Here is a 26,468-nt window from a genome sequence, read left to right on the forward strand (position 1 = left end):
TATATCTACGAGAAAGCGGTGATTTTCGTGATGAAAAAAGGAAATACAGGCTGGTATTTGTTATTTACTGCTCCATTATTAGTTATTTTTACGACAGTAGTAATCATTCCTTTTATAATAGGGATCTATTACTCTTTTTTTGAATGGGATGGAATTGCGGCAAATCCCAAAGTGTTTGTAGGGGTAGACAATTTCCTACGTCTATTCGACGATGCACGTTTTCTTAAATCTACATGGATAACAACATTGTTTACAATATTAGCTGTTATTTCAGTGAATATCGTTGGCCTTACAGCTGCAGTGCTTGTAACATCAAAACTTCGAATAGCGAATGCGGCACGAACAATGATATTTATGCCTTATTTAATCGGCGGATTAATTCTTGGTTATATTTGGCAATTTATATTTTTAGATGTCTTTACGCTAATCGGTAGTATCACAGGGCTAGACGGATTATTTTTCAACTGGCTGATGGATATGGATTACGCCTTATACGCAATGGTATTTGTCTTTACGTGGCAGATGGCGGGATACGTCATGATCATTTACATCGCGGGAATTCAAGGCATTCCAAACGATGTTATTGAAGCAGCCAAAATCGACGGAGCAACAGGTTGGCAACGTTTCAAAAAAATTACAGTTCCTTTACTAATGCCTGCATTTACAATTAGTCTATTTTTAACATTATCCTCTGCCTTTAAAATTTACGATGTCAACTTGTCGTTAACAGGTGGCGGTCCAGCAAATTCGACAGAAATGTTCGCGATGAATATTTATAATGAAATTTTTGGTTATGGTAATTATGGATTTGGTCAAGCGAAAGCAATTATTTTCTTCTTTGTGGTTGCAGCTATTACGCTGACTCAAGTGTATATTACGAAGAAAAGGGAGGTAGAAATGTGATGAAAATGCTTAGTAAGTACTCAAAGGAAGTATTACTTTTTCTTGCAGCTCTTTTCTTCTTATCTCCTATTTATATCATCATTGTCAACTCCTTTAAAAGTCGTCAAGAACTCTATGACAATGCGCTAGCATTGCCAGAGAAATTTAGTTTTCAATTTTACGCTGAAGCGATGGAAAAAATGGGTTTTTTAAGCGCACTCGGGAATTCTTTGTATATTACTATACTTTCAGTCCTCATTATCGTTGTACTATCTTCCATGACTGCCTGGATGTTAGCTAGAACAGATAATACGCTCAGTAAAATTATTTTCATGACATTTATTGCGACTATGCTCATTCCTTTTCAAACATTGATGATGCCTTTAATGCAATTAATGGGGACGATCACGAATGAACTACATATTCCGATGTTCAATACACGCGAAGGGTTAATTTTCATGCATGTGGGATTTAGTTCAAGTATTTCGGTCTTTTTATATCACGGTTTCATTAAGTCCATTCCGATTACATTAGAGGAAGCGGCAACAATAGATGGTGCTTCAAAGTTCGGAGTGTTTTGGCGAATCATTTTCCCGATGCTCAAGCCAATTACGGTGACGGTGATGATCTTAAACGTCATTAATATTTGGAATGATTATCTATTACCCTCTTTAACATTGACGGATAAAGGGCTGCGAACGATTCCTCTATCTACTTTTTACTTTTTTGGTGAGTTTACGATTAAGTGGAATTTAGCGATGGCAGGTCTGATGCTAACCATTATTCCAGTTGTTATTTTCTATGTGCTTGCACAAAAGCATATTATTAAAGGAATTGGAGAAGGAGCGGTCAAGTGACGACGATAAAAGATGTTGCGAAGCGAGCAGGCGTATCCATTGGTGTTGTATCAAAAGCATTTAATAATTATCCAGATGTCAGTGAGAAAACGAAGAAACGGATTTTTGAAATTGCAAAAGAATTGAATTATACACCGAATGTCATCGCTAAAAATCTATCGTCAAAAAAACAAATGACTATTGGCTTAATCTCATCAGGTGTTTTTAATGACAATGAAAAGGATAATAATGCATTTGATATATTCAAAGGGGTTTATTCCGCAGTTTCTGCGAGTCCGTTTGAACTGTCGATCTACTTAATTGATTCGCAGGAGCAAAAGCAAAAAAGCTATGTTCAATATTGCCGTGAACGCAATATTGGGGGGGCATTGTTGCAGGGAATTCGGATAGATGATTCTTATTATAAGGAATTGATCACAACGAATATACCGTGTGTGGTACTCGATATTATGACGGAAACGGATAATGGCTTGATCGGCAGTGTGTCGATTAATAATGCGGTTGCTGGTAAGGAAATAGCTACTCATTTATTGGAACATAATCATCGTGACATAGTCGTTGTGGCTGGGACGAAGGAAACTTATGTCAATGTACAGCGTATGAAAGGCGTGCAGCAAGCTTTTAAAGCAAAAGAATTGGAATTAAGTGATGATAAAGTGCTTTACGCTCAATTTTCTGAGCAAAATGCATATGAAGTGGCGAAGGAATATTTGCGAACGAAACAACCGACTGCCTTCTTATGCTTTAGTGATTTAATGGCATTTGGCGTCATGAAGGCAATCAATGAGGCCGGTTTAAGGATTCCAGAGGACATTTCGCTGACGGGGTTTGATGATTTGGTCATTAGTGCCTATACGCAGCCGCAGTTGACAACTATCCGACAAAACTTTATGGAAATTGGCAAGGTGGCTGCATTATTACTGCAAGATTTGATAGACAATAAGCTGGAACGACAGCATGTCTATGTGGAACATCAGTTAATGGAACGACAAAGCGTTCGAATGATCTGAGTGGAAAGGAAGAGAACATTGTCACAATACCCAAAGGCTTTTATTTATGATTTGGATGGCGTCATTACAGATACGGCAGAATTTCACTTTTTGGCATGGAAAAAACTGGCGGAGGAACTCGGGATAACGATTGACCGTCAGTTTAATGAACAGCTGAAAGGAATTAGCCGCATGGAGTCTTTGGAGAGAATTTTAGCTTTAAAGCCTTCTCTTTTGGCGTTAGCAAGTGATGAAAAGGACAGACTGGCTAATCAAAAAAATAGCCATTATTTAGAGTTGGTGGAAACCGTTAATACAGATGATATTTTACCTGGCATCGAGCAGTTATTACAAAAAAATAAAGAGCATCAAATAAAAATCGCGCTCGGTTCAGCGAGTAATAATGCGAAAAATATAGTAGATAAGCTTGGACTTGCACATTACTTTGACTATATTGTCGATGCATCACAGGTGAAAAAAGGTAAGCCAGACCCTGAAACGTTTACGACGGCTGCTGATTTCTTAGGAGTATCCTATGAAGAGTGCATCGGAATTGAAGATGCAGAAGCTGGGGTAGAGGCAATTAATGGTGCAATGATGTTTTCAGTAGGTGTCGGGTCAGCTGAACAGTTGGGCAAAGCAGATTATTTAGTAGTCGACACTTCCCAGTTGATTTTTGGGGAAATTATTAACTGTTATAAAGAAAAACGAGCAAGAAATAGGGAGTGAGAAGCATGAGCTGGACATTAACGAAGTCAGAGCTGGATAATGACAGTCTTTTGCAAAATGAAAGCCTGTTGTCTTTGGGAAATGGCTATTTAGGTGTACGAGGGAATTTTGAAGAAGGCTATCCACAGACATATAAATCGATTCGAGGGACATACATAAATGCCTTTCATGATGAAATAGAATTGCAATACGGGGAGAAGTTACATGGATTCCCTGACATACAGCAAAAAATAGTCAATATAATTGATGGGCAATCGGTACAAATTTGGCTAGATGATGAAGTCTTCTCTTTGTTCGAAGGGGAAGTCATTCACTTTGAACGGAAATTGCATATGGATAAAGGATTTGCTGAACGCATCATTCATTGGAAATCATCGAAAGGGCGTGAAGTTCGGCTCCACTTTAAACGGCTCGTTTCTTTTATCACAAAGGAATTACTTGCGGTTGATATTAAAATCGTTCCTGTAAGTCCGATTCAACAAATTAAAGTGATTTCAACTGTGAATGGTGACGTTTCTAATTTTGTCGATAAAACGGATCCACGAATTGCTTCGGGTCATGCGAAGCGGCTCCATGTAATAGAAGCTCGACAGCAGGAGCAATGGATTATTGTCAAAAACCGCACATATGAAACGGAACTGGAAGTGGCTTGTGTAGCTTCGTCGCAGGTATCACCTGAAAACTATCAGTATGAAAGTAATACAACAGATAGTGGTGTGGAGCAAACCTATCTATTTGAAGGCGATGAGACGATTCACTTTACCAAGTATAGTGTGTATACGGATACACTACGACATGGTGAAGCTGTTGTCGATAAAGCAGTTGCAGTTCAACAGCAACTCTCAGCAACAAAATTTGAGGAACTTCTGCTAGAGCAAAAAAACTATTTAGATCGTTTTTGGAGCAAATCGGATGTAGCGATAGATGGAGATGCACGTTTGCAAGAAGGAATTCGCTTTAACTTGTACCAACTATTGCAGTCTGTTGGAAAAGATCCGGTTAGCAATATTGCGGCAAAAGGATTATCAGGTGAAGGTTATGAAGGTCATTATTTCTGGGATACTGAAATTTATATGTTCCCGGTGTTCTTAATGACTAATCCTGAAATTGCAAAAAATCTATTGTTACACCGCTATTCCATTTTAGATAGTGCAAGAGCAAGAGCCAAGGATTTAGGGCATACAAAAGGCGCTCTATTCCCATGGCGAACGATTACGGGACCGGAAAGCTCAGCATTTTTCCCGGCAGGCACAGCTCAGTATCACATTAGTGCAGATGTGGCGTATAGCTATATTCAATATTATTTAGTCACGCAGGACGAGATGTTTTTAAAGGATTATATGGCTGAAGTTCTTTTTGAAACAGCTCGTTTATGGGCGGATACAGGTCATATGCATGAAGGTCAATTTAGAATTGATAGTGTAACAGGTCCGGACGAGTATACATGTATTGTGAATAATAATTACTATACGAATGTCATGGCCAAGCATAATTTACTTTGGGCTGCTAAGGTATATCGTCATCTAAAAGAAAAGGATAGCAACGATCTCCAACAATTAGTTAACCGATTAGAACTGACAGAACTAGAAGTAGAGGAATGGTCGGATGCAGGTGAGAAGATGTATCTCCCTTATGATGAAACATACAAAATAAATGCACAAGACGATAGCTTTTTACAAAAGGCGCGTTGGGATTTAGAAAATACGCCAAAAGATAAATTCCCACTTCTGTTGAATTATCATCCGTTAACATTGTATAGGTATCAAGTATGTAAACAAGCAGATACTGTGTTGGGGCATTTTCTATTAGAGGACGAACAGGATTTTGAAACAATGCAAAATTCTTATGATTACTATGAGGAAATTACGACACATGATTCATCATTATCTAGCTGTGTCTATAGCATTATGGCATCTAAATTAGGCTATAAAGAGAAAGCTTATAATTATTTTAATGAAACAGCTCGACTCGATCTAGATAACACACATGGAAACACGAAAGACGGTTTGCATATGGCGAATATGGGCGGTACATGGCTTGCCATTGTCTTTGGATTTGTTGGTCTTCGTGTGAAAGAAAGTGGACTATCCTTCGCGCCAGCACTACCAGATGAATGGAATTCCCTCGAATTTCATCTGCAATACCAAGGCAGATTGCTAAAGGTTCACCTAGAAAGAGATGCGGTTAGTTATTTAGTTGTTGAGGGAGAGGGGTTAACTATTTCTCATAATGGAATTTCCCTCGATCTTGAAAATGGGCAAGAAGTGAAGATTTGATAGTGAAATAAATAACAATAGGTAACGTCTATGTACAATTGCACTTAGTTAAGTGTGATGAGTACGTAGATGTTATTTTTTTGTTTGTAGATTGAATCAATTTCATAATAGAAAAATTAAGCAGGTAACACGAACAATGTTGATTTCCGCTTCAGGTGGACGCTTTACGCGGGCACGGCATCAGCCAATCGAACAGCTTAGGGTTCGATTTGCCATATTTCTACGTCTTTTTGTAGAAATTAAGGCATCTACCCAGGTGCTCCCAAACGCTTTGCTTTTCGGTCGCAAAAGCCGTTCTTCGTCACGGCTCTTCCAGCAGGGTCTTCAGCTCGCGCTGTTCCCGCTGGAGTCGCCACCTTACGCTACAATCAACGAGAGTGGCCCTCTATATTGACGAATAATAGCAGGATAATTTTTAAAATCATTCGTCTTTACTCGAAGAAGAAGCAATTATGAAATTGACTCGATTAGGTGAAGTGAAGATATGCCATATAATGTTTAACTTATTGATGAGTTGGAGCTGCTGTAAAATGCTTTCGTACTATTTAAGTATACTCGCGTATTTAATGCTTAGATATTCAAATTTATCTGTAAAAAAGTATAATTTCATTGATTGTACGTACGTTTTGTATTATTATGAAAACAAGTACAATAAGATGTACGTACATATTGGTTCTGGAAAGGTGGGAGTACACATGTTGGAAGAGTTGAAGCAGCAGGTGCTAGATGCGAATTTAGCATTGCCTAAACATCATTTAGTTACGTTTACATGGGGAAATGTAAGCGGTATCAGTAGGGGAGATAGTCTTATTGTCATTAAACCAAGTGGTGTACCTTATGATGAGTTGACAAAAGAGGATATGGTTGTTGTAGATTTTGACGGGAATGTAGTAGAAGGTAAGTTAAAACCATCATCTGATACGCCCACTCATATTGTCTTATACAAAAATTTCCCTGATATTGGTGGCGTCGTTCATACCCACGCGCCTTGGTCAACAAGTTGGGCTCAATCAGGAAGAAGTCTACCTGCTTTAGGAACGACACATGCGGATTACTTTTATGGCACAATACCTTGTACGCGAGCGATGACTGAGGATGAAATCAATGGTTCTTATGAGCATGAAACGGGTAATGTCATTATTGAAACGTTTACAGACATCAATCCAAATGAAACACCAAGCGTACTAGTTCATAGTCATGCACCTTTTTCCTGGGGGAAAGACCCTGAGGAGGCAGTACATAATGCGGTTGTGTTAGAAGAAGTCGCTAAAATGGCTTTACAGACGTACCAATTGAATCCAAACACACCTGAAATGGACCAAACATTGTTGGATAAACATTATCTTCGAAAACATGGAGCGAAAGCTTATTACGGACAAAAGAATTGAGGGGGTTAACAAATGACTGAGAAATATGCGATTGGTGTCGATTATGGAACGCAATCTGGTCGTGCAGTACTTGTTTCATTAGCAAACGGGCAGGAAGTTGCTGACCATGTCACACCTTATCGCCATGGTGTAATAGATGAAAAACTGCCTGGAACGGCTATTCAGTTGGGCTATGAATGGGCTTTACAACATCCGCAAGACTATCTTGAAGTGTTAGAGAACTCCATTCCGGCGGTCTTGCAACAATCGGGTGTCAATCCAGATGATATCGTTGGACTAGGCATCGATTTTACGGCGTGCACGATGTTGCCGATTGATGAACAAGGTGAGCCTTTATCGAATAATCCAGCGTTAAAAGACAATCCACATAGTTGGTTAAAGCTTTGGAAACATCACGCGGCACAAAATGAAGCTAACAAATTGAATGAGATTGCAGAACAAAGAGGAGAAGCTTTTTTACAAAGATATGGCGGCAAGATCTCTTCAGAGTGGATGATCGCAAAAATTTGGCAAATCTTAAATGAAGCACCAGAAATTTATGAGCAAACAGATCGCTTTGTTGAAGCGACTGACTGGGTAACGTCAAAATTAACGGGCAATTTAGTGCGTAATAGCTGTACGGCAGGTTATAAATCAATTTGGCATAAAAAAGATGGCTATCCGAGTAAAGAGTTCTTTAAAGCGCTCGATCCTCGTTTAGAATATCTGACGGATACGAAACTTCGCGGTGAAGTCGTTTCTATTGGGACAAAGGCTGGCGAACTGACAGAAGAGATGGCTAAAATAACTGGATTAAATGCGGGAATGGCTGTATCCGTCGGCAATGTTGATGCCCATGTATCTGTCCCGGCGATGGGGGTAGCTGAGGCAGGGAAACTTGTGATGACCATGGGTACTTCTATTTGTTCTTTGTTGCTAGGTGAAGAAGAGAAGGAAGTAGAGGGGATGTGCGGAGTCGTTGAAGACGGCATTATTCCAGGGTTTTATGGCTATGAAGCAGGTCAGTCAGCAGTTGGAGATATTTTTGAATGGTATGTCAATCATGCTGTCCCAGCTTCAGCTGAACAAGAAGCTGCAGAACAAGGACTCAATATTCATCAGTCGCTAGAGAAAAAAGCGGCTGCCTATCAACCGGGTGAAACTGGATTATTGGCGCTAGATTGGTGGAATGGCAATCGTTCTACATTAGTAGATACTGATTTAAGCGGGCTACTTCTTGGAATGACGTTGCAAACAAAACCAGAAGAGATTTACCGAACGCTATTAGAAGCAACGGCATTTGGTACGCGTAAAATTGTCGATGCTTTTACGAATAGTGGATTAGTTGTCGATGAGCTATACGTTTGTGGAGGATTGCCACATAAAAATCAGTTGCTCATGCAAATCTATGCGGATGTTACGAATCGTGTGATTAAAGTGGCAGACTCGTTCCAAACGCCAGCGTTAGGGGCGGCGATGTTTGGTGCGGTTGCTGCAGGTGCTGCGAATGGTGGATTTGATTCTATATTAGATGCGACAAAGAAAATGGCACGTATTAAAGATGAGGTCATTACACCGATTCCGGAAAACGTAGCTGTCTATGAAAAAATCTATCAAGAGTATTCGATTTTACATGAGTATTTTGGTCGTGGAGAAAATGATGTAATGAAGCGACTGCGTGCCATTCGATCTGAAGTAAAGTAATCTACTAATTGGAGGAATAACGATGCTAGCAATTAAACCCTATGAATTTTGGTTTTTAACAGGAAGTCAGAACCTTTATGGTGAAGAAACGTTGCTGGAAGTGGAAAATAACTCAAGAGAAATTACGAAACAGTTAAATGACAATGGAAATCTTCCATACAATATCGCGTTTAAAACAATTTTAACGAATGCCAATGATATCCGGAAAGTAATGTTAGAAGCAAATAGTGATGAAAATTGTGCAGGTGTTATTACATGGATGCATACATTTTCTCCGGCAAAAATGTGGATAGCGGGTCTGGCTGCCTTGCAAAAGCCATTACTTCATTTGAATACGCAATTTAATCGCGATATTCCTTGGCAAGCAATTGATATGGACTTTATGAATACCAATCAATCTGCACATGGGGACCGTGAATATGGGTTTATCGGCACACGTATGAACATCTCGCGTAAAGTGGTTGTTGGTCATTGGTCAAATAAAGACGTGACAGAAAAAGTAGCTAGCTGGATGAGCACGGCAGTTGCTGTGACAGAAGGTACGAACATTAGAGTGGCGCGTTTTGGTGATAATATGCGTAACGTTGCTGTAACTGATGGTGACAAAGTAGAAGCGCAAATTAAGTTTGGTTGGACAGTAGATTATTACGGTATTGGAGATTTAGTCGCGGAAATGGCGACAGTATCGGATGATGCCATTGCTAATTTGTATAAAGAGTATGAAACGTTATATGAACTACCTGCGGAAGCAAGTGAGCCGGGTGCTGTCAGAGACTCTATCTTAGAACAAGCTCGCATTGAATTAGGATTGAAGTCATTTTTATCAGCCCGCAATTATAATGCATTTACAACTAATTTCGAGGATCTGCATGGCATGAAACAGCTACCAGGACTCGCGGCTCAACGTTTAATGGCAGAAGGCTATGGCTTTGCGGGAGAAGGAGACTGGAGAACGGCAGCCTTGTTACGCATGATGAAAGTCATTGCCAATAACGAAGGGACTTCGTTTATGGAAGATTATACGTACCATTTGGAGCCCGAAAATGAAATGGTATTAGGTTCACATATGTTGGAAATTTGTCCGACAATTGCGGCAACGAAGCCTCGAATTGTTGTTCAACCTCTTGGTATTGGTGGTAAAGAGGATCCAGCTCGGCTCGTATTTGATGGACAAAGCGGAAGTGCAGTTGTTGCTTCGCTTATCGAATTAGGCGGCAGGTATCGTCTTGTTGTCAATGCGGTGCAAGCACAACATACGACAGAAGAAACACCGAATTTACCAGTAGCAAAAGTGTTGTGGAAACCAGAACCTTCGCTTGCTGAAGCAACTGAATCATGGATTTATGCGGGGGGAGCACACCATACTGTATTTTCTTTAAATGTTACGGTAGAACAATTATATGAGTTTGCGGATATGGCTAATATTGAATGTGTTGTGATTGATAAGGATACGAATGTCAGACAGTTGAGAAGTCAATTGAAGTTGGGCGCGGCAGTTTGGCAGTAAGGCCCAGTTTGACACAAAGACTTGCCTTGTTAATGGCAAGTCTTTGTGTTTTAGATAAATGAAATAATGTGAAACCAGTAATGAGTATGTTATGTTTAACATATACGAATGAGTTATTTTAACTTGATTCAGCAGAAGTCCCTCACTTCTATAAGTGGCTGGATGAATGCCAGAAAAGTATTTCAATCAGAGGGAGTTCAAACTCCCTGCTGACTCAAGTTAAGCCTCCGGCGGATGTTAGGGATTTTGAAGGAAGTTAATTGTGCTGTGCACAATTCAAAATCCCAACGCAATTACGCTGAGGCGTAATTGATTTTATTCAAATTGACGTGAATCTGAGGTGTGAAAGATGACAACTAAATATAATATGGTGAAAAGAGCAGTGAAATCGAAAATTATTGATGGGACATACACGCCAAATCAAAAAATTAGTTCAGAAAGCGAATTAATGAAAGAGTTTGGTGTCAGCCGCCATACAGTTAGGCTGGCTATTGGAGATTTAGTACTTGAGGGATGGTTGTATCGGGAGCAAGGTTCTGGAACGTTTTGTGCAGATAGAAGCAAAATGACTAATAACCAAGGAGTAAGTTCTCAAAAAAGTATTGCAATCGTCACAACCTATCTTTCGGATTACATATTCCCATCTATTATAAGAGGTGCGGAATCTAGGCTCAGTGATGAGGGGTATCAAGTTAGTATATTTAGTACAAATAATAATCATGAGAATGAACGAAATATATTAGAAAAAATACTGTCTCAACAATTTGACGGCGTTATTGTTGAGCCGACTAAAAGTGCATATTCAAACCCTAATATTACTTATTACTTAAACCTTGAACATCTTTCAATTCCTTACATTATGATTAACGCTTACTATGATGAATTAGAGCCGATAAGTATTGTAATGGACGATGAAAAAGGTGGATTTTTACAAGCGGAGCACTTAATTAAATTAGGCCATAAAGAGATTGTGGGTTGTTTTAAAACTGATGATACACAAGGGATAAAGCGAATGAAAGGTTTTTTGAAGGCACATCGGCAAAATAATGTACCAATAAATCCTTCATACATTATCACTTATAATACGGAGGAAAAAGATACAAAACCTGTTGAAGAATTAGAGAAGATCCTAATCGAAAATAATAAATCTATTACGGGTTTAGTTTGTTACAATGACGAGCTAGCAATGAAATTCATGGACCTATTACGAATGAAAAATATTAAAGTGCCAGATGATATATCTATTGTAGGACATGATGATTCCTTATTAGCGGATATATCAGAAGTGAAGTTAACTTCTGTTATGCATCCGAAAAGCGAGATGGGCGTGTTTGCTGCTGATACAATCATCGGTTTAGTTAAGTCGAGAAATAGCAATGTAGACACTTTTAATGCAAATTCAAAAATATATGAGCCAGAGCTTATGGTTAGAAGTTCGACAAAGAAAGTAAATCATTTGTAGATGAATAATAATGGATTTTAATATACTAAATTTAAATAAGATGAAATTATGCAATGACAGTTGAAATATGATGATGTTTATTTATGCTTTAACATCATCTTAAAAGCTGTCATTTTCATTTGCACTATATTGATGTTTTTCAAGAAAACAAAATAAGGTGAAAACTTTAAATTTTTGTTGCAAAAGTTATTTACTTGTATTATAGTAGTTATACGTACAAGGGGGACCACTTTCATATTTGTTATACGGACAACCTTGTATTTGATAGGGCTATTTACAAGTGTATATGTAAGCGCTATCTATTGGTGATTTTGTGTGAAGTCTAAGACAAAATGAGGGGGGAAGAAGAATGAAAAAACTTAGTTGGATTGTGTTGATGTTAATTCTGGCTATTTCTTTAGTCGCTTGTGGAAATGATGGAGATAAGGATGCCGGGGGAGATAAAAAGACTGTTGGGTTGGCAATGCCAACAAAATCCTCTGAAAGATGGGTAAAAGATGGGGATAATATGAAGGAGAAATTTGAAGAGTTAGGCTATAAAGTCGATATGCAATATGCAGAAGATGTTGTGGAAAATCAGGTTGCTCAAATTGAAAATATGATTACAAAGAAAGTAGATATTCTGGTAATCGCATCAATTGATGGTGAAGCACTTACAGAAGTATTGAATAAGGCTGAAAACCAGGGGATTCCAGTAATTTCTTATGATCGCTTGATCATGAATAGTGATCATGTGAGTTACTATGCTACGTTCGATAACTTTGAGGTTGGTGTATTACAAGGTAGGTATATTGAAGAACAATTGGGATTAGAAAATGAAGCGGGTCCTTTCAATATTGAACTATTTGCTGGCTCTCCCGATGATAATAATGCCTATTTCTTCTGGGATGGCGCAATGTCGATACTCCAACCTTATATCGACGAAGGTAAACTAGTTGTTCGTAGTGGACAAACTGATTTCAAACAAGGGGCTACATTACGTTGGGATGGTTCATTGGCGCAGGAACGGATGGATAATTTGTTAAGTGCTCATTACTCTGGAGAGAAAATTGACGTTATCTATTCTCCGTTTGATGGTATAAGTCGTGGTGTTATTTCCTCACTTAAAGCTGTTGGTTATGGTTCAGGTAATAATCCAATGCCAATTGTTACAGGGCAAGATGCTGAACTTGCTTCTATTAAATCAATTATTGCTGGGGAACAAACTCAAACAATCTTTAAGGATACAAGAGCGTTGGCAGAGAAGGCAGTTGACATGGCAGACTCTGTGCTTAAAGGAGAAGAGCCGGAAATTAATGATACGGAAACTTATGATAATGGGAAAAAAGTTGTCCCGTCATACTTGTTAGTACCTATATCTGTAGATGAAAGTAACTATCAAAAGGTTCTTGTTGAGTCAGGATATTTTTCAGATGCTGATTTAAAATAATTTTACGTATAGAATTTAGCAGTGTTTTTATGCTCAACACTGCTAAATTTCTATAAAAAATCAGTAAAGGTGTGTGTGTAATGACCGAAACTATATTAAAAATGACTAATATAATAAAAGAGTTTCCGGGTGTCAAAGCACTAAATGATGTAAATTTAGAAGTCAAATCAGGCGAGATACATGCATTAATTGGTGAAAATGGAGCAGGAAAATCAACACTAATGAAAGTTTTAAGTGGAGTACATCCGCACGGCTCCTACACTGGCGATATAACCTACGAAAATAACCTTTGTAAATTCAAAGACATTAATGAAAGTGAAGACCTTGGGATAGTTATCATCCATCAAGAGCTAGCCTTAATTCCAGAATTAACAATTGCTGAAAACATATTTTTGGGTAATGAGCAAACGAAAAACGGGATTATTAATTGGAACAAAACAATTGTTGACACGAGGGTATTGCTTGAAAAAGTTGGATTGAAAGTAGATCCAGAGGAGCAAATTAAAAATATTGGTGTAGGGCAACAGCAATTAGTGGAAATTGCAAAAGCACTTTCTAAAAAAGTGAAATTACTAATTCTAGATGAACCAACAGCTGCCTTAAATGAGGAAGATAGTGCCAACCTTTTAAAACTACTACTTGAATTCAAAGATCAAGGTATGACCTCTATTTTAATCTCCCATAAATTGAAAGAATTACTGCAGGTATCTGACAGTATTACGATATTGCGTGATGGAAAAACAATTGATACATATGACATGAAGGAACATGAAATTACAGAGAATCGAATAATTAAGGACATGGTTGGTCGAGATTTATCAAATATATTTCCAGACCGAGTTAGTAATATTAAAGAAAATATTGTATTTGAAATTAAAGACTGGTCAATTTACCATCCTATTAATTCAGAGAGAAAAGTATTGGATAATGTAAATGTGAATGTAAAAGAGGGGGAGATAATCGGTATAGCTGGACTGATGGGAGCAGGAAGAACGGAATTGGCAATGAGTGTTTTTGGAAAGAGCTATGGTAGAAAAATAACAGGTCAGCTTTATAAAAATGGTGAAAAAGTAACTTTTAACAATGTCGATCAAGCTATTAAGGGTGGTTTAGCTTACGTTTCAGAAAATAGAAAAGAGTACGGACTTGTTTTAATAGATGATGTAAAACGTAATCTAACATTGGCAAATTTAGATGGAATTTTGGAGAAAGGAATATTAAATAGAAGAAAGGAAATTACTGAAGCGGAGTCACTCAAGGAAAGACTTAATATTAGAACGCCTTCGATTAATCAAACAGTCATGAATCTTAGTGGGGGAAATCAACAAAAGGTTGTTTTGGGGAAGTGGATATATGCAAATCCAGATATTTTAATTTTGGATGAACCTACTCGGGGAATTGACGTTGGCGCGAAGTTTGAGGTATATAAGGTCATTAATGAACTGGCTGAAAAAGGTAAAAGTATTATTATTATTTCCTCAGAATTACCAGAGCTAATAGGTATGTGTGATCGAATATATACGTTAAATGAAGGAAAAGTAACAGGAGAAATAGATAAAGTGGATGCTAACCAAGAGAACTTAATGACATACATGACAGATAGTAAGGGGTTGTAAAAATGGAAGAGATTAAGCACCTTCTAAAAAGTAATATGCGCCGTTTCGGAATGATTATTGCATTATTTAGCATCATTGTACTGTTTCAAATATTAACGGAAGGGATTCTATTAACGCCATTAAATGTGACAAACATTATTATGCAAAATAGTTATATAATAGTACTTGCTATTGGGATGATGTTAGTTATTATTACTGGTGAAATTGATTTATCTGTAGGATCTGTAGCTGCATTTATAGGAGCCGTTTCTGGGGTATTACTTGTAACTTTTGATATACCAGTCTATGTTGCGATTTTATTATGTTTGGCTCTAGGAGCATTGATCGGAGCTTGGCAAGGATTTTGGGTAGCTTATGTAAATATACCATCGTTTATTGTTACTCTAGCTGGAATGTTAATTTTTAGAGGATTCACGTTGGTCGTATTACAAGGACGAACATTAGCGCCGTTTCCAGATGGTTTTCGAAATTTAAGTTCATCCTTTGTCCCGAATGTTTTTGGAGGAGACGATATCCACCTATTTAGTATTTTGATTGGAATTGTATTTTCGGCTATCTTTATTATTAATGAGTTGAAACATCGTAAAACTGATATCAAGTATAGTTTTAAGATAATTCCTTTACCATTATTTATTGCAAAGCTTGCAGTATTAGTAGCTATTATTAACTTATTTACGTATGTATTAGCGCTTTATGAAGGGATTCCATACGTTTTAATAGTATTGGTCGCGCTAGTAATAGGCTATACTTTTCTTATGGATAAAACAGCACATGGACGACACGTTTATGCTGTTGGTGGTAATGCGAAAGCCGCGCAATTATCGGGTGTTAAAACTAAGAGGTCTAAGTTTCTTGTTTTTATTAATATGGGTGCATTGGCTGCGCTTGCCGGACTTATTTTCGCTGGTCGATTAAATGCTGCAACACCACAAGCAGGAAATTTGTTTGAGTTAGATGCAATTGCTGCAGCAGTAATTGGTGGTGCGTCCTTTACGGGTGGTATAGGTACTGTTTTCGGTGCTGTCATTGGTGCACTGGTTATGGGAGTATTGAATAATGGGATGTCTCTTATGGGTATCGGAATTGATTGGCAACAAGCGATTAAAGGTCTGGTTTTATTAGGTGCGGTTGCATTTGACGTGCTCAATAAAAATAAATAGAGTTATATAGTTATAGAAGCCAAAGCCATTAATCTTTGGCTTTTCTTAATGAAAATAGAAACTAATAAGGACTCCTTATTTTGAAATATTACAAGAGGAAGTGTTGAAATTGAATTACCGTCAACTGGGCAACACGGGTTTAAAGATAAGTGAACTAAGTTTTGGGACTTGGGCAATCGGAGGATCTTGGGGAAAAACAGATGATCAAGAGGCGCTAAGAGCTCTGGATTATGCAATTGGTAATGGTGTAAACTTTTTCGATACAGCAGATGTGTATGGAGATGGTCATAGTGAGGAGCTCTTAGCAAAAGCGACACGAGGGAAACATACCGATATTCATATTGCGACAAAATTTTGTCGTGCAGGGGATATACATGATCCTAAAACTTATTCTCTGGAAACGGTGACGAAGTATTGTGAGGATAGCTTAAGACGGCTCAATCGTGAGCAAATTGACTTATTTCAAATCCATTGTCCCCCGATGGAAATATTGAAGGATGGCCAAGTGTTTGGTGTATTGGACCGTTTGAAAGAAAAGGGGAAAATTCGTCATTACGGTGTGAGTGTAGAAACGGTTGAAGAGGGATTATTTTGCCTTGAACAACCAAACGTTCAAACATTACAAGTCATCTTTAACTTGTTTCGCCAAAAGCCGATAGAAGCCTTATTACCGCTAGCGGGGAAACGGGGCGTAGGTATCCTTGCACGTGTTCCATTAGCAAGTGGTCTGTTAACGGGTAAATTTAATGTGGATTCTAAGTTTGAAGAGGATGATCACCGAAATTTTAATCGTCATGGAAAAATGTTTAATATCGGAGAAACGTTTGCAGGTATAGATTTTGAAAAGGGTGTGGAATTAAGTAGCAAAGTGAATTGGATTGCTGGAAATAGAGGAAATATGACACGGGCGGCATTGAAGTGGATTTTAGAACATGAAGCAATTTCCTCTGTCATACCAGGCTTCAAAAATGTTGCTCAAGTAGAAGATAATTTGCAGACAGTTAATGTTGAAGGCTTTACAGAAGTAGAAATGAATAGGCTGGCACAATTTTATAAGGATGAAGTTCATAAGGAAATTAGTGGTGCCTATTAAGTGGCAATTCATCATAAAAATACCGAAGGGTAAAATCCCCTTCGGTATTTTTATATTCAATCATTCATGAACGGAGGAATTAGTATGGTAAAATTAATATAAAAAATATTTCAAAAGTTCTCTTGAAAAGAAGGAGGTATTTCAATGATCAATCAACTGCGTAAAATCTACCCTTCCCTCGTTGTGTATACGGAAGGTCAGGATTATGTAAATCTTACATATAAGTGGTTTGTTGTGAATGATGACATTATTGGTATACATGAAGATGAGCTGGCTACAAAAGATGCATCCCTATTGGCCACTTTTTTAACTCCTTACAACATTAATATCCCGATACCTACGGATGAAGAACAAAAGTGGAGTGCAGCTATCCATGAGACTGATACGAAAGCTCGCTTGAAATGGGAAAACCCATATCGTTTTGTTTACTTTTCGATTAAAAAAAATGAAGTTGATCCGATTGTCTTTAAGAGTGCGGTACAGGAGTTTTTTACTAAACCTGCTCCTATTTTATGGGCTAATGGCTATGAAGGCATTATTATTGAGGAACAAGCAACAGTTGAAGAAAGTACTTCTTATGAACAAATCATCGACCTATTAATGAGTGATTTATATGTTAAAATCAATTTCTTTGTTGGTCCTTATCGACAAGGCGGAGAGGGAATTGCTCAACATTATCATTCTTTATTCGATGCGGCTAAGAGCGTATTTAACTATTCAAATAAGGCAGTTGTTACCTACATAGATGCTGTCCCTTACTTACTACTTCATCAAACAGATCAAGACTTCCGTTCTGATATGAGTCAAACAATTTTACAAGAATATAGGGATGATGAAGAAACGCTAAAAATGATTGAGATGTTTGTGCAATGTAATTTGAATTTATCGGAAACCTCAAAGGCCTTACATATGCATCGCAACAGTTTACAATATCGACTAGATCGTTTTTTCGAGAAGACGGGTATAGATATTCGCCAATTTCACCAAGCGATGACTGTTTATTTGGCATTATTAGCGAAAAAGTAACCCTATATGTTAATATGCACGAAGACGATGTGAATCTTTGTGCATATTCACCATTACTCAAATAGTTAAACTATTGTATGCTGTTAATAGTAAATGAAAGCACTTACATACTGAGGGGGAAAAGAAAATGGCAGATTTGGAATTAAAGAATATTAGAAAAGTCTATGATAAAGATGTTGTTTCTGTAAAAGATTTTAGCTTGGAAATTCGTGATAAAGAATTTCTAGTATTGGTAGGTCCATCTGGTTGTGGTAAATCTACAACACTTCGAATGATTGCCGGTTTGGAAGAAATAACAGATGGCGATCTTTTTATCGGTGGCAAACGAGTGAATGATGTACCACCAAAAGATCGTGACATCGCAATGGTTTTCCAGAACTACGCACTATACCCACACATGAACGTTTACGATAATATGGCATTTGGCCTTAAACTTCGTAAATTGAAAAAAGACGAAATCAAAAAACGTGTGGACAATGCAGCTAAAATTTTAGGGCTAGAAGATATGTTAACACGTAAACCGAAAGCGCTATCAGGTGGTCAACGTCAGCGTGTTGCCCTAGGGCGTGCGATTGTTCGGGATGCTGAAGTATTCCTAATGGACGAGCCGTTATCGAACTTGGATGCCAAGCTACGTGTGCAAATGCGTGCAGAGATTCAAAAATTACACCGTCGTCTACAAACAACAACAGTCTATGTGACGCATGACCAAACAGAAGCAATGACAATGGCTACACGCCTTGTTGTTATGAAAGATGGTATTATTCAACAAGTAGGAGCTCCTAAAGAAGTGTATGATGAGCCGAATAACGTGTTTGTAGGCGGATTTATCGGTTCTCCTGCCATGAACTTCTTAAATGGTAAGCTTGAAGGTGACTATTTTGTTATGGGTGATGTAAAAGTTCTTGTTCCAGGCGGAAAATTGAAAGTGCTTCGTGACCAAGGCTATGTTGGAAAAGAAGTGATTCTCGGCATTCGTCCAGAGGATATTCATGATGAACCACTATTCATTGACTCTTCTCCTGAAACGAAGATTTCGGTAGTTGTTGAAGTTGCTGAACTAATGGGTGCAGAAATTATTATGTATTCAAAAGTGGATAATCAAGACTTTGTAGCGCGTGTCGATGCACGTTTCAATGTAGTTGCTGGCCAAACAGCTGACCTTGCATTTAATCTAACAAACGCACACTTCTTCGATTGCGATACAGAACTACGCATTAAATAAGTAATAGGTAAACCGCCATGGGAATGGATTTTCCTTTGGTGGTTTTCTATATGGTAGAATACAAGATAACTGAATGGCTGAAACAAGGATGGAGATTGCATGGAAGAATTAAAACGGCAGTTAACGAAAGAGTTAAAGCAAGACTTGAATGTGAAGATTTTAGATTCTTTATCATGGGACTTACCTGTTCATACCATTGAAATTGCATTTCAAACGGTGAAGCGAACACAAATGGATATTTTGATGAAGATGATGCTACTGGCTTTTCAAACGGAAGCGATTGCTGATGCAGAAGAATTAAGTGACATATTACTAGTTGAACAGCTGTTTATCAATGATTTGATTGAAAAGATGTCAAGGACGGGCGTGATTGACACTGAGGTAGATTCTTTTGAATTGACTGAAGCGGGAGTGCAGCAGCTGGAAAGTGGAATTTTTGTACATCAGCCGGAGGATGGTAGGAGGAAGGCGCTTTATAGCCCGTGTCATGCAGCTTTTCTGAAGGGGGATGTTGAGAGCCTTTCAGGAGTGGAAGGACAAGAAACGTACCGCTATCATAAGGAATTTGCCGATTGGACAGTTAAATCTCTCGCCAAAACAGATGCGATCAGCGCATTGCAATCACTTGGGATAGAGTCGAGTGAAGGAAATGCTCAAATTGTCATCTCTAAAATAGTATCTGCTACAAATGTTGAAACGGACGATGTGCTTTGTCTTGAATTTCGACTGTACAATAAGGCTGAAGACGTGCTGTATGCACGAGTTTGGAATACGTTGTTAGGGCATTGGGATAAAACGCTCGAAGCACAATTAAATGAAAAAGAACTGAAGGAATGGCGGGAGAATTATTTTTCTGATTAACCAATATCCTGTTTTTTAAATCCATTTATCAATCACACTATGGCGTGATTGATGAAATCGGAAAAGAGACTTCTCATAGTGGGTAGTCTCTTTTCATTCATCCAGCAGCTGGTTATAGTACGCATCAATTGGGACGAAGAGTCCAACTTTGCCGTATGTTTCATGATCTAACGTAGCAAAGACAATTCCAATCACTTGACCATCGTGATTGAGGACAGGACTTCCACTATTCCCACGATAAACGGGTGCTTTCATCATTATGACCGGTTCATTCCAATCACTTAATTGGTGATAATCAATAATGGTTCCTTCATTCGCGATGCCTGTAAATTTTAAAGGATTACCGATAAAGTAGACAGGCTCATCATCTGTAAATGTTGTGTGGTCCGCTAGCTCCAAATAAGGCAAATCTTCACCATCTATTTGCAATACAGCGAGGTCGATGGACGGGTATGTATGGACGACATCGGCGGTGAACAGACCTTTATCTGGAAAAGAAACTGTTACCTTGTTATTTCCTTCGACCACATGATGATTTGTTAAAAGGATTCCATCGCTGGAAATAGCGAATCCTGTACCTTTGCTGTCGGCTGTTGTAATGACAACTACGGACTTTTTATAGGTAGCAATATCATCTTGCGCCGATAATCGTGCAGAGGCTTTGACGAATTCAATCGCTGGAATTGAAAAGACCTCAAAAATTACTGCAAATGTATTGACGGTCATCATCACCGCAATTAGCCAAAATAACCATTTAGGGAAAGGGTGTTTGGGCTTGTGCGGCTCTTGCCCAGCGTTAGCAAGTGCCTGTCGCTGCGCCTCTAACACAAGCTCTTGTAGCTCATCATCATCTATTTCTTCCAGTTCTTTGTCGTTCAAGGAATCACATCCCATTTGTCAATGTAATCGATTGTATGGCTCTATTATACATGAGGTTACCCGAACTTTTTTGAAAAAGACCTAGCATGATATAATGAAAGCAATATTTTATTGAAATGGGGGATACCGTAATGAGTAAATGTACAATAGATCATTCACTTGAGGATGTGAGAAATAAGTTAAGTGAACAAAGTACATTTTTGCCACAAGACATATATGAACAGTGTAAGCTGTTTTTAGATGAATCACTGGATCAAGTGATGTTAAATGAAGTTTTCCATTTGTTAAAGAAGTATGATTTAGCATCTGATGAGGTAAAGGAACAAAAAAATATAGAATTGCGAAAGCTTATTTGAAAATTGTATAGAGAAAAGAAGGCGTTTGAATGGCAACAGGCACAGCAAAAAAAGGTCCCGTAAAACAGCTGAACTTATTTCATCTAACGTGGCCAATTTTTTTGGAAGTTTTTCTTTTTATGTTAATGGGTATCGCGGATACATTCATGTTAAGCGCTGTGTCTGATGACGCGGTATCAGGCGTTGGAGCGGCAAATCAGTATGTGCATATTGCTATTCTCATTCTTGAAGTTGTTGGGAACGGGGCGGCAATTGTTGTAGCACAATATCTAGGGTCAAAAAGATACCTTGAGGCTTCTAAAATTTCAGCATTAGCGGTTACGTTGAACTTAACTTTTGGACTAATCATGAGCGTTATTTTCGTCGTATTTTCAAGGCATATGATGGTTGCTATGAATTTACAAGGTGATGTTTTAGAGCATGCTTCGAAGTACTTAGTCATCGTAGGTGGAGGGATTTTCTTACAAGCGATTATCAATTCCTTGTCAGCAATTATTCGCGTACATGGTTTTACGAAACAAACGATGTATGTGTCAGTGGGAATGAATATTTTTCACGTAGTGGGGAACTACGCACTGATTTTCGGGAAATTTGGTTTTCCTGAATTAGGCGTACAAGGTGCAGCTATATCATCTGTTGCAAGTCGTTTCCTAGCATTGCTCGTATTCTTCTGGTTGCTTTATCGAGTGATGGAGTACCGTATAGAGTGGCGCTATTATATTACATTATCGAAAAATATATTCAAAAAATATTACAAATTGGGATACCTTCTGCATTCGAACAAGTTATGTACCAAGGGTGCCAGATTGTCTTTTTATATTATGTGACGTATTTAGGAACAGAATCTTTAGCGGCAAGGCAGTACGCAGTGAATATCTCCATGTTCACGTATTTATTTGCTATTGCAATCGGTATGGGAACTGCGATTATCGTTGGTCGTTTTGTAGGTGGCAATGAAAAAGAAAATGCTTATACAAGTGTTTGGTCCAGTGTAAAGTGGGCGCTCCTATTTACAGTCACGATGGTAATGCTTGTCATCCTATTCCGCTACCCATTAATGGGGTTATTTACGGATAATGCGGACATTATTAAAATAGGAGCATCTGTATTAGTGCTCAGCATTTTACTAGAAACAGGACGGACGATTAATATTATCGTTATTTCTTCGTTACGTGCAGCTGGCGATGCGAAATATCCTGTGATTATCGGGGCATTTTCAATGATTGCGATGAGTTTGCCGTTGGGCTATTTTTTAGTGTTCGAATTAAATATGGGCCTCGTCGGTGTTTGGCTAGCGATTACAGCGGATGAGTGGACACGCGCGGTTATCATGTACTTCCGCTGGAAAAGCAGAAGATGGGAAAGATATGCTCTGGTGTCACCGGATAAAAGTCGGGGATAATGCTTTGATGCTGAAAAAACAATTTACACAACCGATATTGTATATAAGAGTGTCACGTTACTTTATATGCGAGAGGGTGAAAGTATGAAAATCAATGGAAGTCCAACTTATGTGAAAATGGTTAAAGGTTTAATTGATCACCAAAAAAAGTCTTTTGAAGGTACGTTAAAGTCTAACAATAAATTGTTTAAAGAGAAATCTATTGAGCAATCTCCTGAAATGCAACAAATGCGCAGATTATTGGAGGATAAGAAAAAAGCAGTAGAAAAGTTAGCTACCGATCAAACAGCTAAGAAAATTGCGCGTGGTGAAATGATAACTGAAGATGAACGGGAAAAATTGCGTGCAACTGATCCTGAAAAGCTAAGAAAAGCAGAAGAGGCAAATGAAAAGCGTGCATCTGTTAGTAGGAGACTGGCAAATGCTAAAACTAAAACGGAAGTACAGGCGATTATTGCCGGTGAAAAATCAATGGCGCTTATGATTTATGATAAAGGTGATCAGGTACTAGGTGAATTATATTTAGAGGCAGTTGGAAAAGCAGAAGTCGATTATTATCAGGGGAAAAAATCTGAGCCTACTGCGATTAGAGATACAGATGATGTTAAACGAGAGCGCTTATTTGATATGCGTTTGTAACAGATGAACATCTTACGAGCCCTTTCCATATGTATAGAAAGGAAAGGGGCGGGTAAGATGGTTTCATCGGCATCTGTTGACATTGAAGGTCATTCATTTACGGCGGTGACAGTGCGTTTACCGAAAACGACTTTATTAACAGTCTCTAATGATAATGGATATATTATGTGTGGCGCGTTGGATGTTGGGCTACTAAACACACAGCTACAAGACCGAAAAATCATTGCGGGGCGGGCAGTTGGGGTTAAGACAATTGAGCAATTGCTGCAAGCTCCACTAGAGTCAGTTACATTGGAAGCAGAACGACTGGGCATTCATGTAGGGATGACTGGGGAACAGGCATTGTTGAAAATGGCATAAAGAATGAGAAGATACTTTCCCAAATGATGAACTATTGGGAAAGATATCTTCTTTATTTTGCTGAATATGGCTATAATAGCTATAATAAATAACGACACAGGCAGGTTGAATAGTTGAGCAATTGCTGAAAATGTTACGTAGTTTGGGCAAAGTGTTGTTTAGTTCATCGAAAACGTTGCTTTATTCATACGAGTAGGAGGTCTATATGTTTTTTATCGAGGCAAAACGGATACTTGTTGTTATTTTCGGTTCTTTATTATTGGCGATCTCACTCAATTTCTTTTTGATTAATGCTAATGTCTATGCGAGTGGCTTTGCGGGTGCAGCGCAGCTGACATCTAGTGTGTTTGCAGATTTTTTAGGTATCCGTGTTAGTACGGGGATCCTATTGTTGTTATTCAATATTCCTGTCTTTATATTGGGATGGTTTAAAGTTGGAAAAGGGTTCACCATTTATAGCATTGTTTCTGTTATTTTTGCAACAATTTTTATGGGGATATTGCCAGTGCTATCCGTGTCAAATGATATTATTTTAAATGCGGTATTTGGTGGTGTCATTGCGGGTGTTGGTGTCGGTTTATCATTAAAGTTGGGTGCTTCTACAGGCGGCATGGACATTGTGGCGATGGTCCTATCACGTTTACAAGATAAACCGATTGGTACGTATTTCTTACTCCTTAATGGTGTGATTATCGCGTTAGCGGGAATTATCTATGAGCCTGAAAATGCATTATATACAATGTTAACATTATACGTAACAACGGCAGTTATCGATATGATTCATACACGTCATGAAAAAGTGACAGCCATGATTGTTACACTTAAAGCGGACGAATTGCAGCAAGCGATTCATCAAAAATTAGTGCGAGGTATTACGATTCTTCCGGCGAAAGGTGCCTATTCAAAAGAAGATAAAAGCATGTTATACCTTGTGATTACGCGTTATGAATTATATGATTTGGAAACAATTATTAAGGAAGTCGATCCTAATGCATTTACAAATATTGTTCAAACAGTTGGGATTTTCGGCTTCTTTAGACGAGAGGGCGAAGCTGTCAGCAAGTAATAGTCAATTTTAAAAAAGTATCATTCTTTCCGATTTTGTTCATCCTAATGACAAGGAGGTGTGATACGATGGCTCAAGAAATTCTATGCGAAGTAAATAACTGTAAGTTTTGGAGCGCTGGGGATAAATGCAGTGCGAAATCTATTTATGTTGTTAGCCAAAAAGGAAAAAAGGCAATGAGTAGTGAAGAGACGGATTGTAAAACATTTGTACCAAGGGATTAAATTTCGAGAAGTTAGCACTTTGCAGGGCCAAGAATCATGCCTGGTTTTCCTTTTAAGATGAGGGGATTGTAATGGAAAACCATCCCCGAACTTCCCTCCATGATGAATTATTGTGGAGGGAGTTTTTTTATTGTACGATATTTTTGTAAAGTATGATTGTGTAAATAGCATAGAAAGTGTATTTTGTCTCTTATCTTTTATGTAAAGACATGTTACACTAAACTATTGATTTTCATAGTTAAAGGACGTGTTTGTATGGTAGGACGTAACGAGCCATGCCCATGTGGCAGTGGCAAGAAGTATAAAAAATGCTGTGAATCGAAGGCAGCTTTTTCAATAGAAGAAGTACAGATAGAAGAGTTGGAAAGAGTTTTGCAAGTCTTTTATGAAGAGTATCCTGAAAGACGTGACGTGAGTGACTATTTACAGGTCGCGAATAAGTGGAAGGAATCCCTGCAAAGCTATTTAATAGAAGAAATGATTGAAGCGATTGCAGTGGATGAATTCTTTTTCCATCATAAACCAGAGATTTGGGCAGTGTATTTGGACAAGCAGCGTAAGAAGATTGTTCGTCCATCCGTCTTGAAGGTTTTGGAAACATGGAACAATCCTCGTGCCTTCATAGGAGAAGTTATGGCAGTAGACGAGATTTACCTAACTGTAAAAAGTATTTTCGGGGATGAAACAATCCTGTTAAGACGTGAAAGTGAAAAACCAGTACCAGTAGGGGTACATCTATATTGTTTCATCTTGCCAGATGGAATAATGAAGGACAATCATTATTTAGCAATTTCGAGCTTAATATTTTTCCCAACTGATCATGATTCAGTGTTTGGGCAGTTTGTGAAGCAGTTTGAAGCACAGCAACAGTCCGTTGCTACATTTTTAAAGGAAAACGGCATTGCACTTTGGCAACTACTCGGTGAAGATGGCTATGGTGGAGGAGAGTTTACCAATTTCGAGGCGGGTGTTTTACTCGAAGCCATCGATTTTTTAGAGAAAAATGAGCGACAGACCGACAAATTGATCGAAGTACTAGAGGATTATTTGGTGGAGCAGCAACCGAATGCTCGTAAAGAGGTAGCTATTGCCGCTGGAGCGATTCGTTTTGGTCAGGAAAACGGCTTATTTGAACCGCTTCCCCTGACTATTAAAGAAGTTGCTGAGTGGTTTGAAGTTTCTACTTCTTCTTTGAATAAATATTATAGTGATTTAAGTGCGTATTATACTGGCAAGGAATAATTGGATAACATCTCACTCACTGGAGCAATTCAGTTGAGTGAGATGTTTTATTATCCGAAAAGTGAAAATGTAGAGTCGTATTTTCTTTGTAGTAAATATATTTCAAGATTAATCCGA

The 26,468-nt window shown here is 38.3% G+C and carries 23 protein-coding genes and 1 pseudogene; 23 read left to right on the top strand and 1 reads right to left on the bottom strand.

The features are described from left to right. The first annotated feature begins 30 nt into the window (after positions 1–30). The 16 genes from MKZ10_RS10105 (at position 31) to MKZ10_RS10180 (ending at position 20,183) form a co-directional block, all read left to right on the top strand. Positions 31–903, top strand: coding sequence for a sugar ABC transporter permease (locus MKZ10_RS10105; RefSeq protein WP_342504842.1), 873 nt, complete (start codon positions 31–33; stop codon positions 901–903). Continuing rightward, positions 903–1,739: a carbohydrate ABC transporter permease gene (locus MKZ10_RS10110; RefSeq protein ID WP_342510135.1), complete on the top strand. Its 837-nt coding sequence runs from the start codon at positions 903–905 to the stop codon at positions 1,737–1,739. The genes MKZ10_RS10105 and MKZ10_RS10110 overlap by 1 nt, the downstream gene beginning before the upstream one ends. Further along, the gene (locus MKZ10_RS10115; RefSeq protein ID WP_342504843.1) at positions 1,736–2,749 is read left to right on the top strand and encodes a LacI family DNA-binding transcriptional regulator; all 1,014 of its coding nucleotides are present in this window, start codon (positions 1,736–1,738) and stop codon (positions 2,747–2,749) included. The genes MKZ10_RS10110 and MKZ10_RS10115 overlap by 4 nt, the downstream gene beginning before the upstream one ends. Positions 2,750–2,767: 18 nt before the next feature. After that, positions 2,768–3,457: a beta-phosphoglucomutase gene (pgmB, locus tag MKZ10_RS10120; protein ID WP_342504844.1), complete on the top strand. Its 690-nt coding sequence runs from the start codon at positions 2,768–2,770 to the stop codon at positions 3,455–3,457. A gap of 5 nt (positions 3,458–3,462) precedes the next feature. Then, the gene (locus tag MKZ10_RS10125; protein WP_342504845.1) at positions 3,463–5,733 is read left to right on the top strand and encodes a glycosyl hydrolase family 65 protein; all 2,271 of its coding nucleotides are present in this window, start codon (positions 3,463–3,465) and stop codon (positions 5,731–5,733) included. Between the two features lie 695 nt (positions 5,734–6,428). After that, on the top strand, positions 6,429–7,121 hold the full coding sequence (araD, locus tag MKZ10_RS10130; RefSeq protein WP_342504846.1) for an L-ribulose-5-phosphate 4-epimerase: 693 nt from the start codon (positions 6,429–6,431) through the stop codon (positions 7,119–7,121). Between the two features lie 12 nt (positions 7,122–7,133). After that, entirely contained in the window at positions 7,134–8,804 is a 1,671-nt protein-coding gene (locus MKZ10_RS10135; protein ID WP_342504847.1) for a ribulokinase, read from the top strand. Between the two features lie 22 nt (positions 8,805–8,826). Next, complete coding sequence (gene araA / locus MKZ10_RS10140; protein WP_342504848.1) at positions 8,827–10,311, top strand: L-arabinose isomerase; 1,485 nt, start codon at positions 8,827–8,829, stop codon at positions 10,309–10,311. A 349-nt stretch (positions 10,312–10,660) separates the two neighbouring features. Continuing rightward, positions 10,661–11,773: a GntR family transcriptional regulator gene (locus MKZ10_RS10145; protein WP_342504849.1), complete on the top strand. Its 1,113-nt coding sequence runs from the start codon at positions 10,661–10,663 to the stop codon at positions 11,771–11,773. A gap of 349 nt (positions 11,774–12,122) precedes the next feature. After that, the gene (gene chvE / locus MKZ10_RS10150) at positions 12,123–13,202 is read left to right on the top strand and encodes a multiple monosaccharide ABC transporter substrate-binding protein (RefSeq protein ID WP_342504850.1); all 1,080 of its coding nucleotides are present in this window, start codon (positions 12,123–12,125) and stop codon (positions 13,200–13,202) included. Positions 13,203–13,282: 80 nt separating this feature from the next. Beyond that, complete coding sequence (mmsA, locus tag MKZ10_RS10155; protein ID WP_342504851.1) at positions 13,283–14,818, top strand: multiple monosaccharide ABC transporter ATP-binding protein; 1,536 nt, start codon at positions 13,283–13,285, stop codon at positions 14,816–14,818. Between the two features lie 2 nt (positions 14,819–14,820). Then, on the top strand, positions 14,821–15,978 hold the full coding sequence (mmsB, locus tag MKZ10_RS10160) for a multiple monosaccharide ABC transporter permease (RefSeq protein ID WP_342504852.1): 1,158 nt from the start codon (positions 14,821–14,823) through the stop codon (positions 15,976–15,978). 109 nt (positions 15,979–16,087) lie between these two features. After that, positions 16,088–17,071 (top strand): aldo/keto reductase, encoded by a 984-nt coding sequence (locus MKZ10_RS10165; RefSeq protein WP_342504853.1) that lies wholly within the window; start codon positions 16,088–16,090, stop codon positions 17,069–17,071. 144 nt (positions 17,072–17,215) lie between these two features. Further along, on the top strand, positions 17,216–18,097 hold the full coding sequence (locus MKZ10_RS10170) for a helix-turn-helix domain-containing protein (RefSeq protein ID WP_342504854.1): 882 nt from the start codon (positions 17,216–17,218) through the stop codon (positions 18,095–18,097). Between the two features lie 127 nt (positions 18,098–18,224). Beyond that, positions 18,225–19,322, top strand: coding sequence for a sn-glycerol-3-phosphate ABC transporter ATP-binding protein UgpC (gene ugpC, locus MKZ10_RS10175; RefSeq protein WP_342504855.1), 1,098 nt, complete (start codon positions 18,225–18,227; stop codon positions 19,320–19,322). A gap of 99 nt (positions 19,323–19,421) precedes the next feature. Beyond that, the gene (locus MKZ10_RS10180) at positions 19,422–20,183 is read left to right on the top strand and encodes a hypothetical protein (RefSeq protein ID WP_342504856.1); all 762 of its coding nucleotides are present in this window, start codon (positions 19,422–19,424) and stop codon (positions 20,181–20,183) included. Positions 20,184–20,276: 93 nt separating this feature from the next. Here the strand turns inward: MKZ10_RS10180 and MKZ10_RS10185 are convergent, their stop codons facing one another. Beyond that, positions 20,277–21,062, bottom strand: coding sequence for a serine protease (locus tag MKZ10_RS10185; protein ID WP_342504857.1), 786 nt, complete (start codon positions 21,060–21,062; stop codon positions 20,277–20,279). Between the two features lie 131 nt (positions 21,063–21,193). On the opposite strand from MKZ10_RS10185, the gene MKZ10_RS10190 reads away from it, so the two are divergent. The 7 genes and pseudogenes from MKZ10_RS10190 (at position 21,194) to MKZ10_RS10220 (ending at position 26,351) form a co-directional block, all read left to right on the top strand. Further along, positions 21,194–21,418 carry a hypothetical protein gene (locus MKZ10_RS10190; RefSeq protein WP_342504858.1) on the top strand — a complete coding sequence of 75 codons (225 nt, stop codon included), beginning with the start codon at positions 21,194–21,196 and terminating at the stop codon, positions 21,416–21,418. 29 nt (positions 21,419–21,447) lie between these two features. Beyond that, positions 21,448–22,820: pseudogene (locus MKZ10_RS10195) on the top strand (MATE family efflux transporter). An 84-nt stretch (positions 22,821–22,904) separates the two neighbouring features. Beyond that, positions 22,905–23,459 (top strand): hypothetical protein, encoded by a 555-nt coding sequence (locus MKZ10_RS10200; protein ID WP_342504859.1) that lies wholly within the window; start codon positions 22,905–22,907, stop codon positions 23,457–23,459. A gap of 57 nt (positions 23,460–23,516) precedes the next feature. Continuing rightward, positions 23,517–23,819 carry a DUF1805 domain-containing protein gene (locus tag MKZ10_RS10205; protein ID WP_342504860.1) on the top strand — a complete coding sequence of 101 codons (303 nt, stop codon included), beginning with the start codon at positions 23,517–23,519 and terminating at the stop codon, positions 23,817–23,819. A gap of 205 nt (positions 23,820–24,024) precedes the next feature. Beyond that, entirely contained in the window at positions 24,025–24,885 is an 861-nt protein-coding gene (locus MKZ10_RS10210) for a YitT family protein (protein ID WP_342504861.1), read from the top strand. 68 nt (positions 24,886–24,953) lie between these two features. Continuing rightward, positions 24,954–25,109, top strand: a complete 156-nt coding sequence (locus MKZ10_RS10215) for a DUF1540 domain-containing protein (RefSeq protein WP_340737714.1) — start codon at positions 24,954–24,956, stop codon at positions 25,107–25,109. Positions 25,110–25,364: 255 nt separating this feature from the next. Continuing rightward, positions 25,365–26,351, top strand: a complete 987-nt coding sequence (locus MKZ10_RS10220) for an SEC-C domain-containing protein (protein WP_342504862.1) — start codon at positions 25,365–25,367, stop codon at positions 26,349–26,351. The last annotated feature ends 117 nt before the right edge of the window (positions 26,352–26,468 follow it).

The organism is Sporosarcina sp. FSL K6-2383 (assembly GCF_038618305.1).
Classification (GTDB): Bacteria; Bacillota; Bacilli; order Bacillales_A; family Planococcaceae; genus Sporosarcina.

Excerpts from the sequence above, each read along its gene's own strand:
- mmsA (WP_342504851.1), top strand. The coding sequence starts at position 13,283 with ATGACCGAAACTATATTAAAAATGACTAATATAATAAAAGAGTTTCCG.
- MKZ10_RS10110 (WP_342510135.1), top strand. The coding sequence starts at position 903 with ATGAAAATGCTTAGTAAGTACTCAAAGGAAGTATTACTTTTTCTTGCA.
- MKZ10_RS10105 (WP_342504842.1), top strand. The coding sequence starts at position 31 with ATGAAAAAAGGAAATACAGGCTGGTATTTGTTATTTACTGCTCCATTA.
- MKZ10_RS10220 (WP_342504862.1), top strand. The coding sequence starts at position 25,365 with ATGGTAGGACGTAACGAGCCATGCCCATGTGGCAGTGGCAAGAAGTAT.
- MKZ10_RS10170 (WP_342504854.1), top strand. The coding sequence starts at position 17,216 with ATGATCAATCAACTGCGTAAAATCTACCCTTCCCTCGTTGTGTATACG.
- MKZ10_RS10125 (WP_342504845.1), top strand. The coding sequence starts at position 3,463 with ATGAGCTGGACATTAACGAAGTCAGAGCTGGATAATGACAGTCTTTTG.
- mmsB (WP_342504852.1), top strand. The coding sequence starts at position 14,821 with ATGGAAGAGATTAAGCACCTTCTAAAAAGTAATATGCGCCGTTTCGGA.
- ugpC (WP_342504855.1), top strand. The coding sequence starts at position 18,225 with ATGGCAGATTTGGAATTAAAGAATATTAGAAAAGTCTATGATAAAGAT.
- MKZ10_RS10210 (WP_342504861.1), top strand. The coding sequence starts at position 24,025 with ATGTTTTTTATCGAGGCAAAACGGATACTTGTTGTTATTTTCGGTTCT.
- araD (WP_342504846.1), top strand. The coding sequence starts at position 6,429 with ATGTTGGAAGAGTTGAAGCAGCAGGTGCTAGATGCGAATTTAGCATTG.
- MKZ10_RS10145 (WP_342504849.1), top strand. The coding sequence starts at position 10,661 with ATGACAACTAAATATAATATGGTGAAAAGAGCAGTGAAATCGAAAATT.
- araA (WP_342504848.1), top strand. The coding sequence starts at position 8,827 with ATGCTAGCAATTAAACCCTATGAATTTTGGTTTTTAACAGGAAGTCAG.
- MKZ10_RS10180 (WP_342504856.1), top strand. The coding sequence starts at position 19,422 with ATGGAAGAATTAAAACGGCAGTTAACGAAAGAGTTAAAGCAAGACTTG.
- MKZ10_RS10135 (WP_342504847.1), top strand. The coding sequence starts at position 7,134 with ATGACTGAGAAATATGCGATTGGTGTCGATTATGGAACGCAATCTGGT.
- chvE (WP_342504850.1), top strand. The coding sequence starts at position 12,123 with ATGAAAAAACTTAGTTGGATTGTGTTGATGTTAATTCTGGCTATTTCT.
- MKZ10_RS10200 (WP_342504859.1), top strand. The coding sequence starts at position 22,905 with ATGAAAATCAATGGAAGTCCAACTTATGTGAAAATGGTTAAAGGTTTA.
- MKZ10_RS10190 (WP_342504858.1), top strand. The coding sequence starts at position 21,194 with ATGAGTAAATGTACAATAGATCATTCACTTGAGGATGTGAGAAATAAG.
- MKZ10_RS10205 (WP_342504860.1), top strand. The coding sequence starts at position 23,517 with ATGGTTTCATCGGCATCTGTTGACATTGAAGGTCATTCATTTACGGCG.
- MKZ10_RS10215 (WP_340737714.1), top strand. The coding sequence starts at position 24,954 with ATGGCTCAAGAAATTCTATGCGAAGTAAATAACTGTAAGTTTTGGAGC.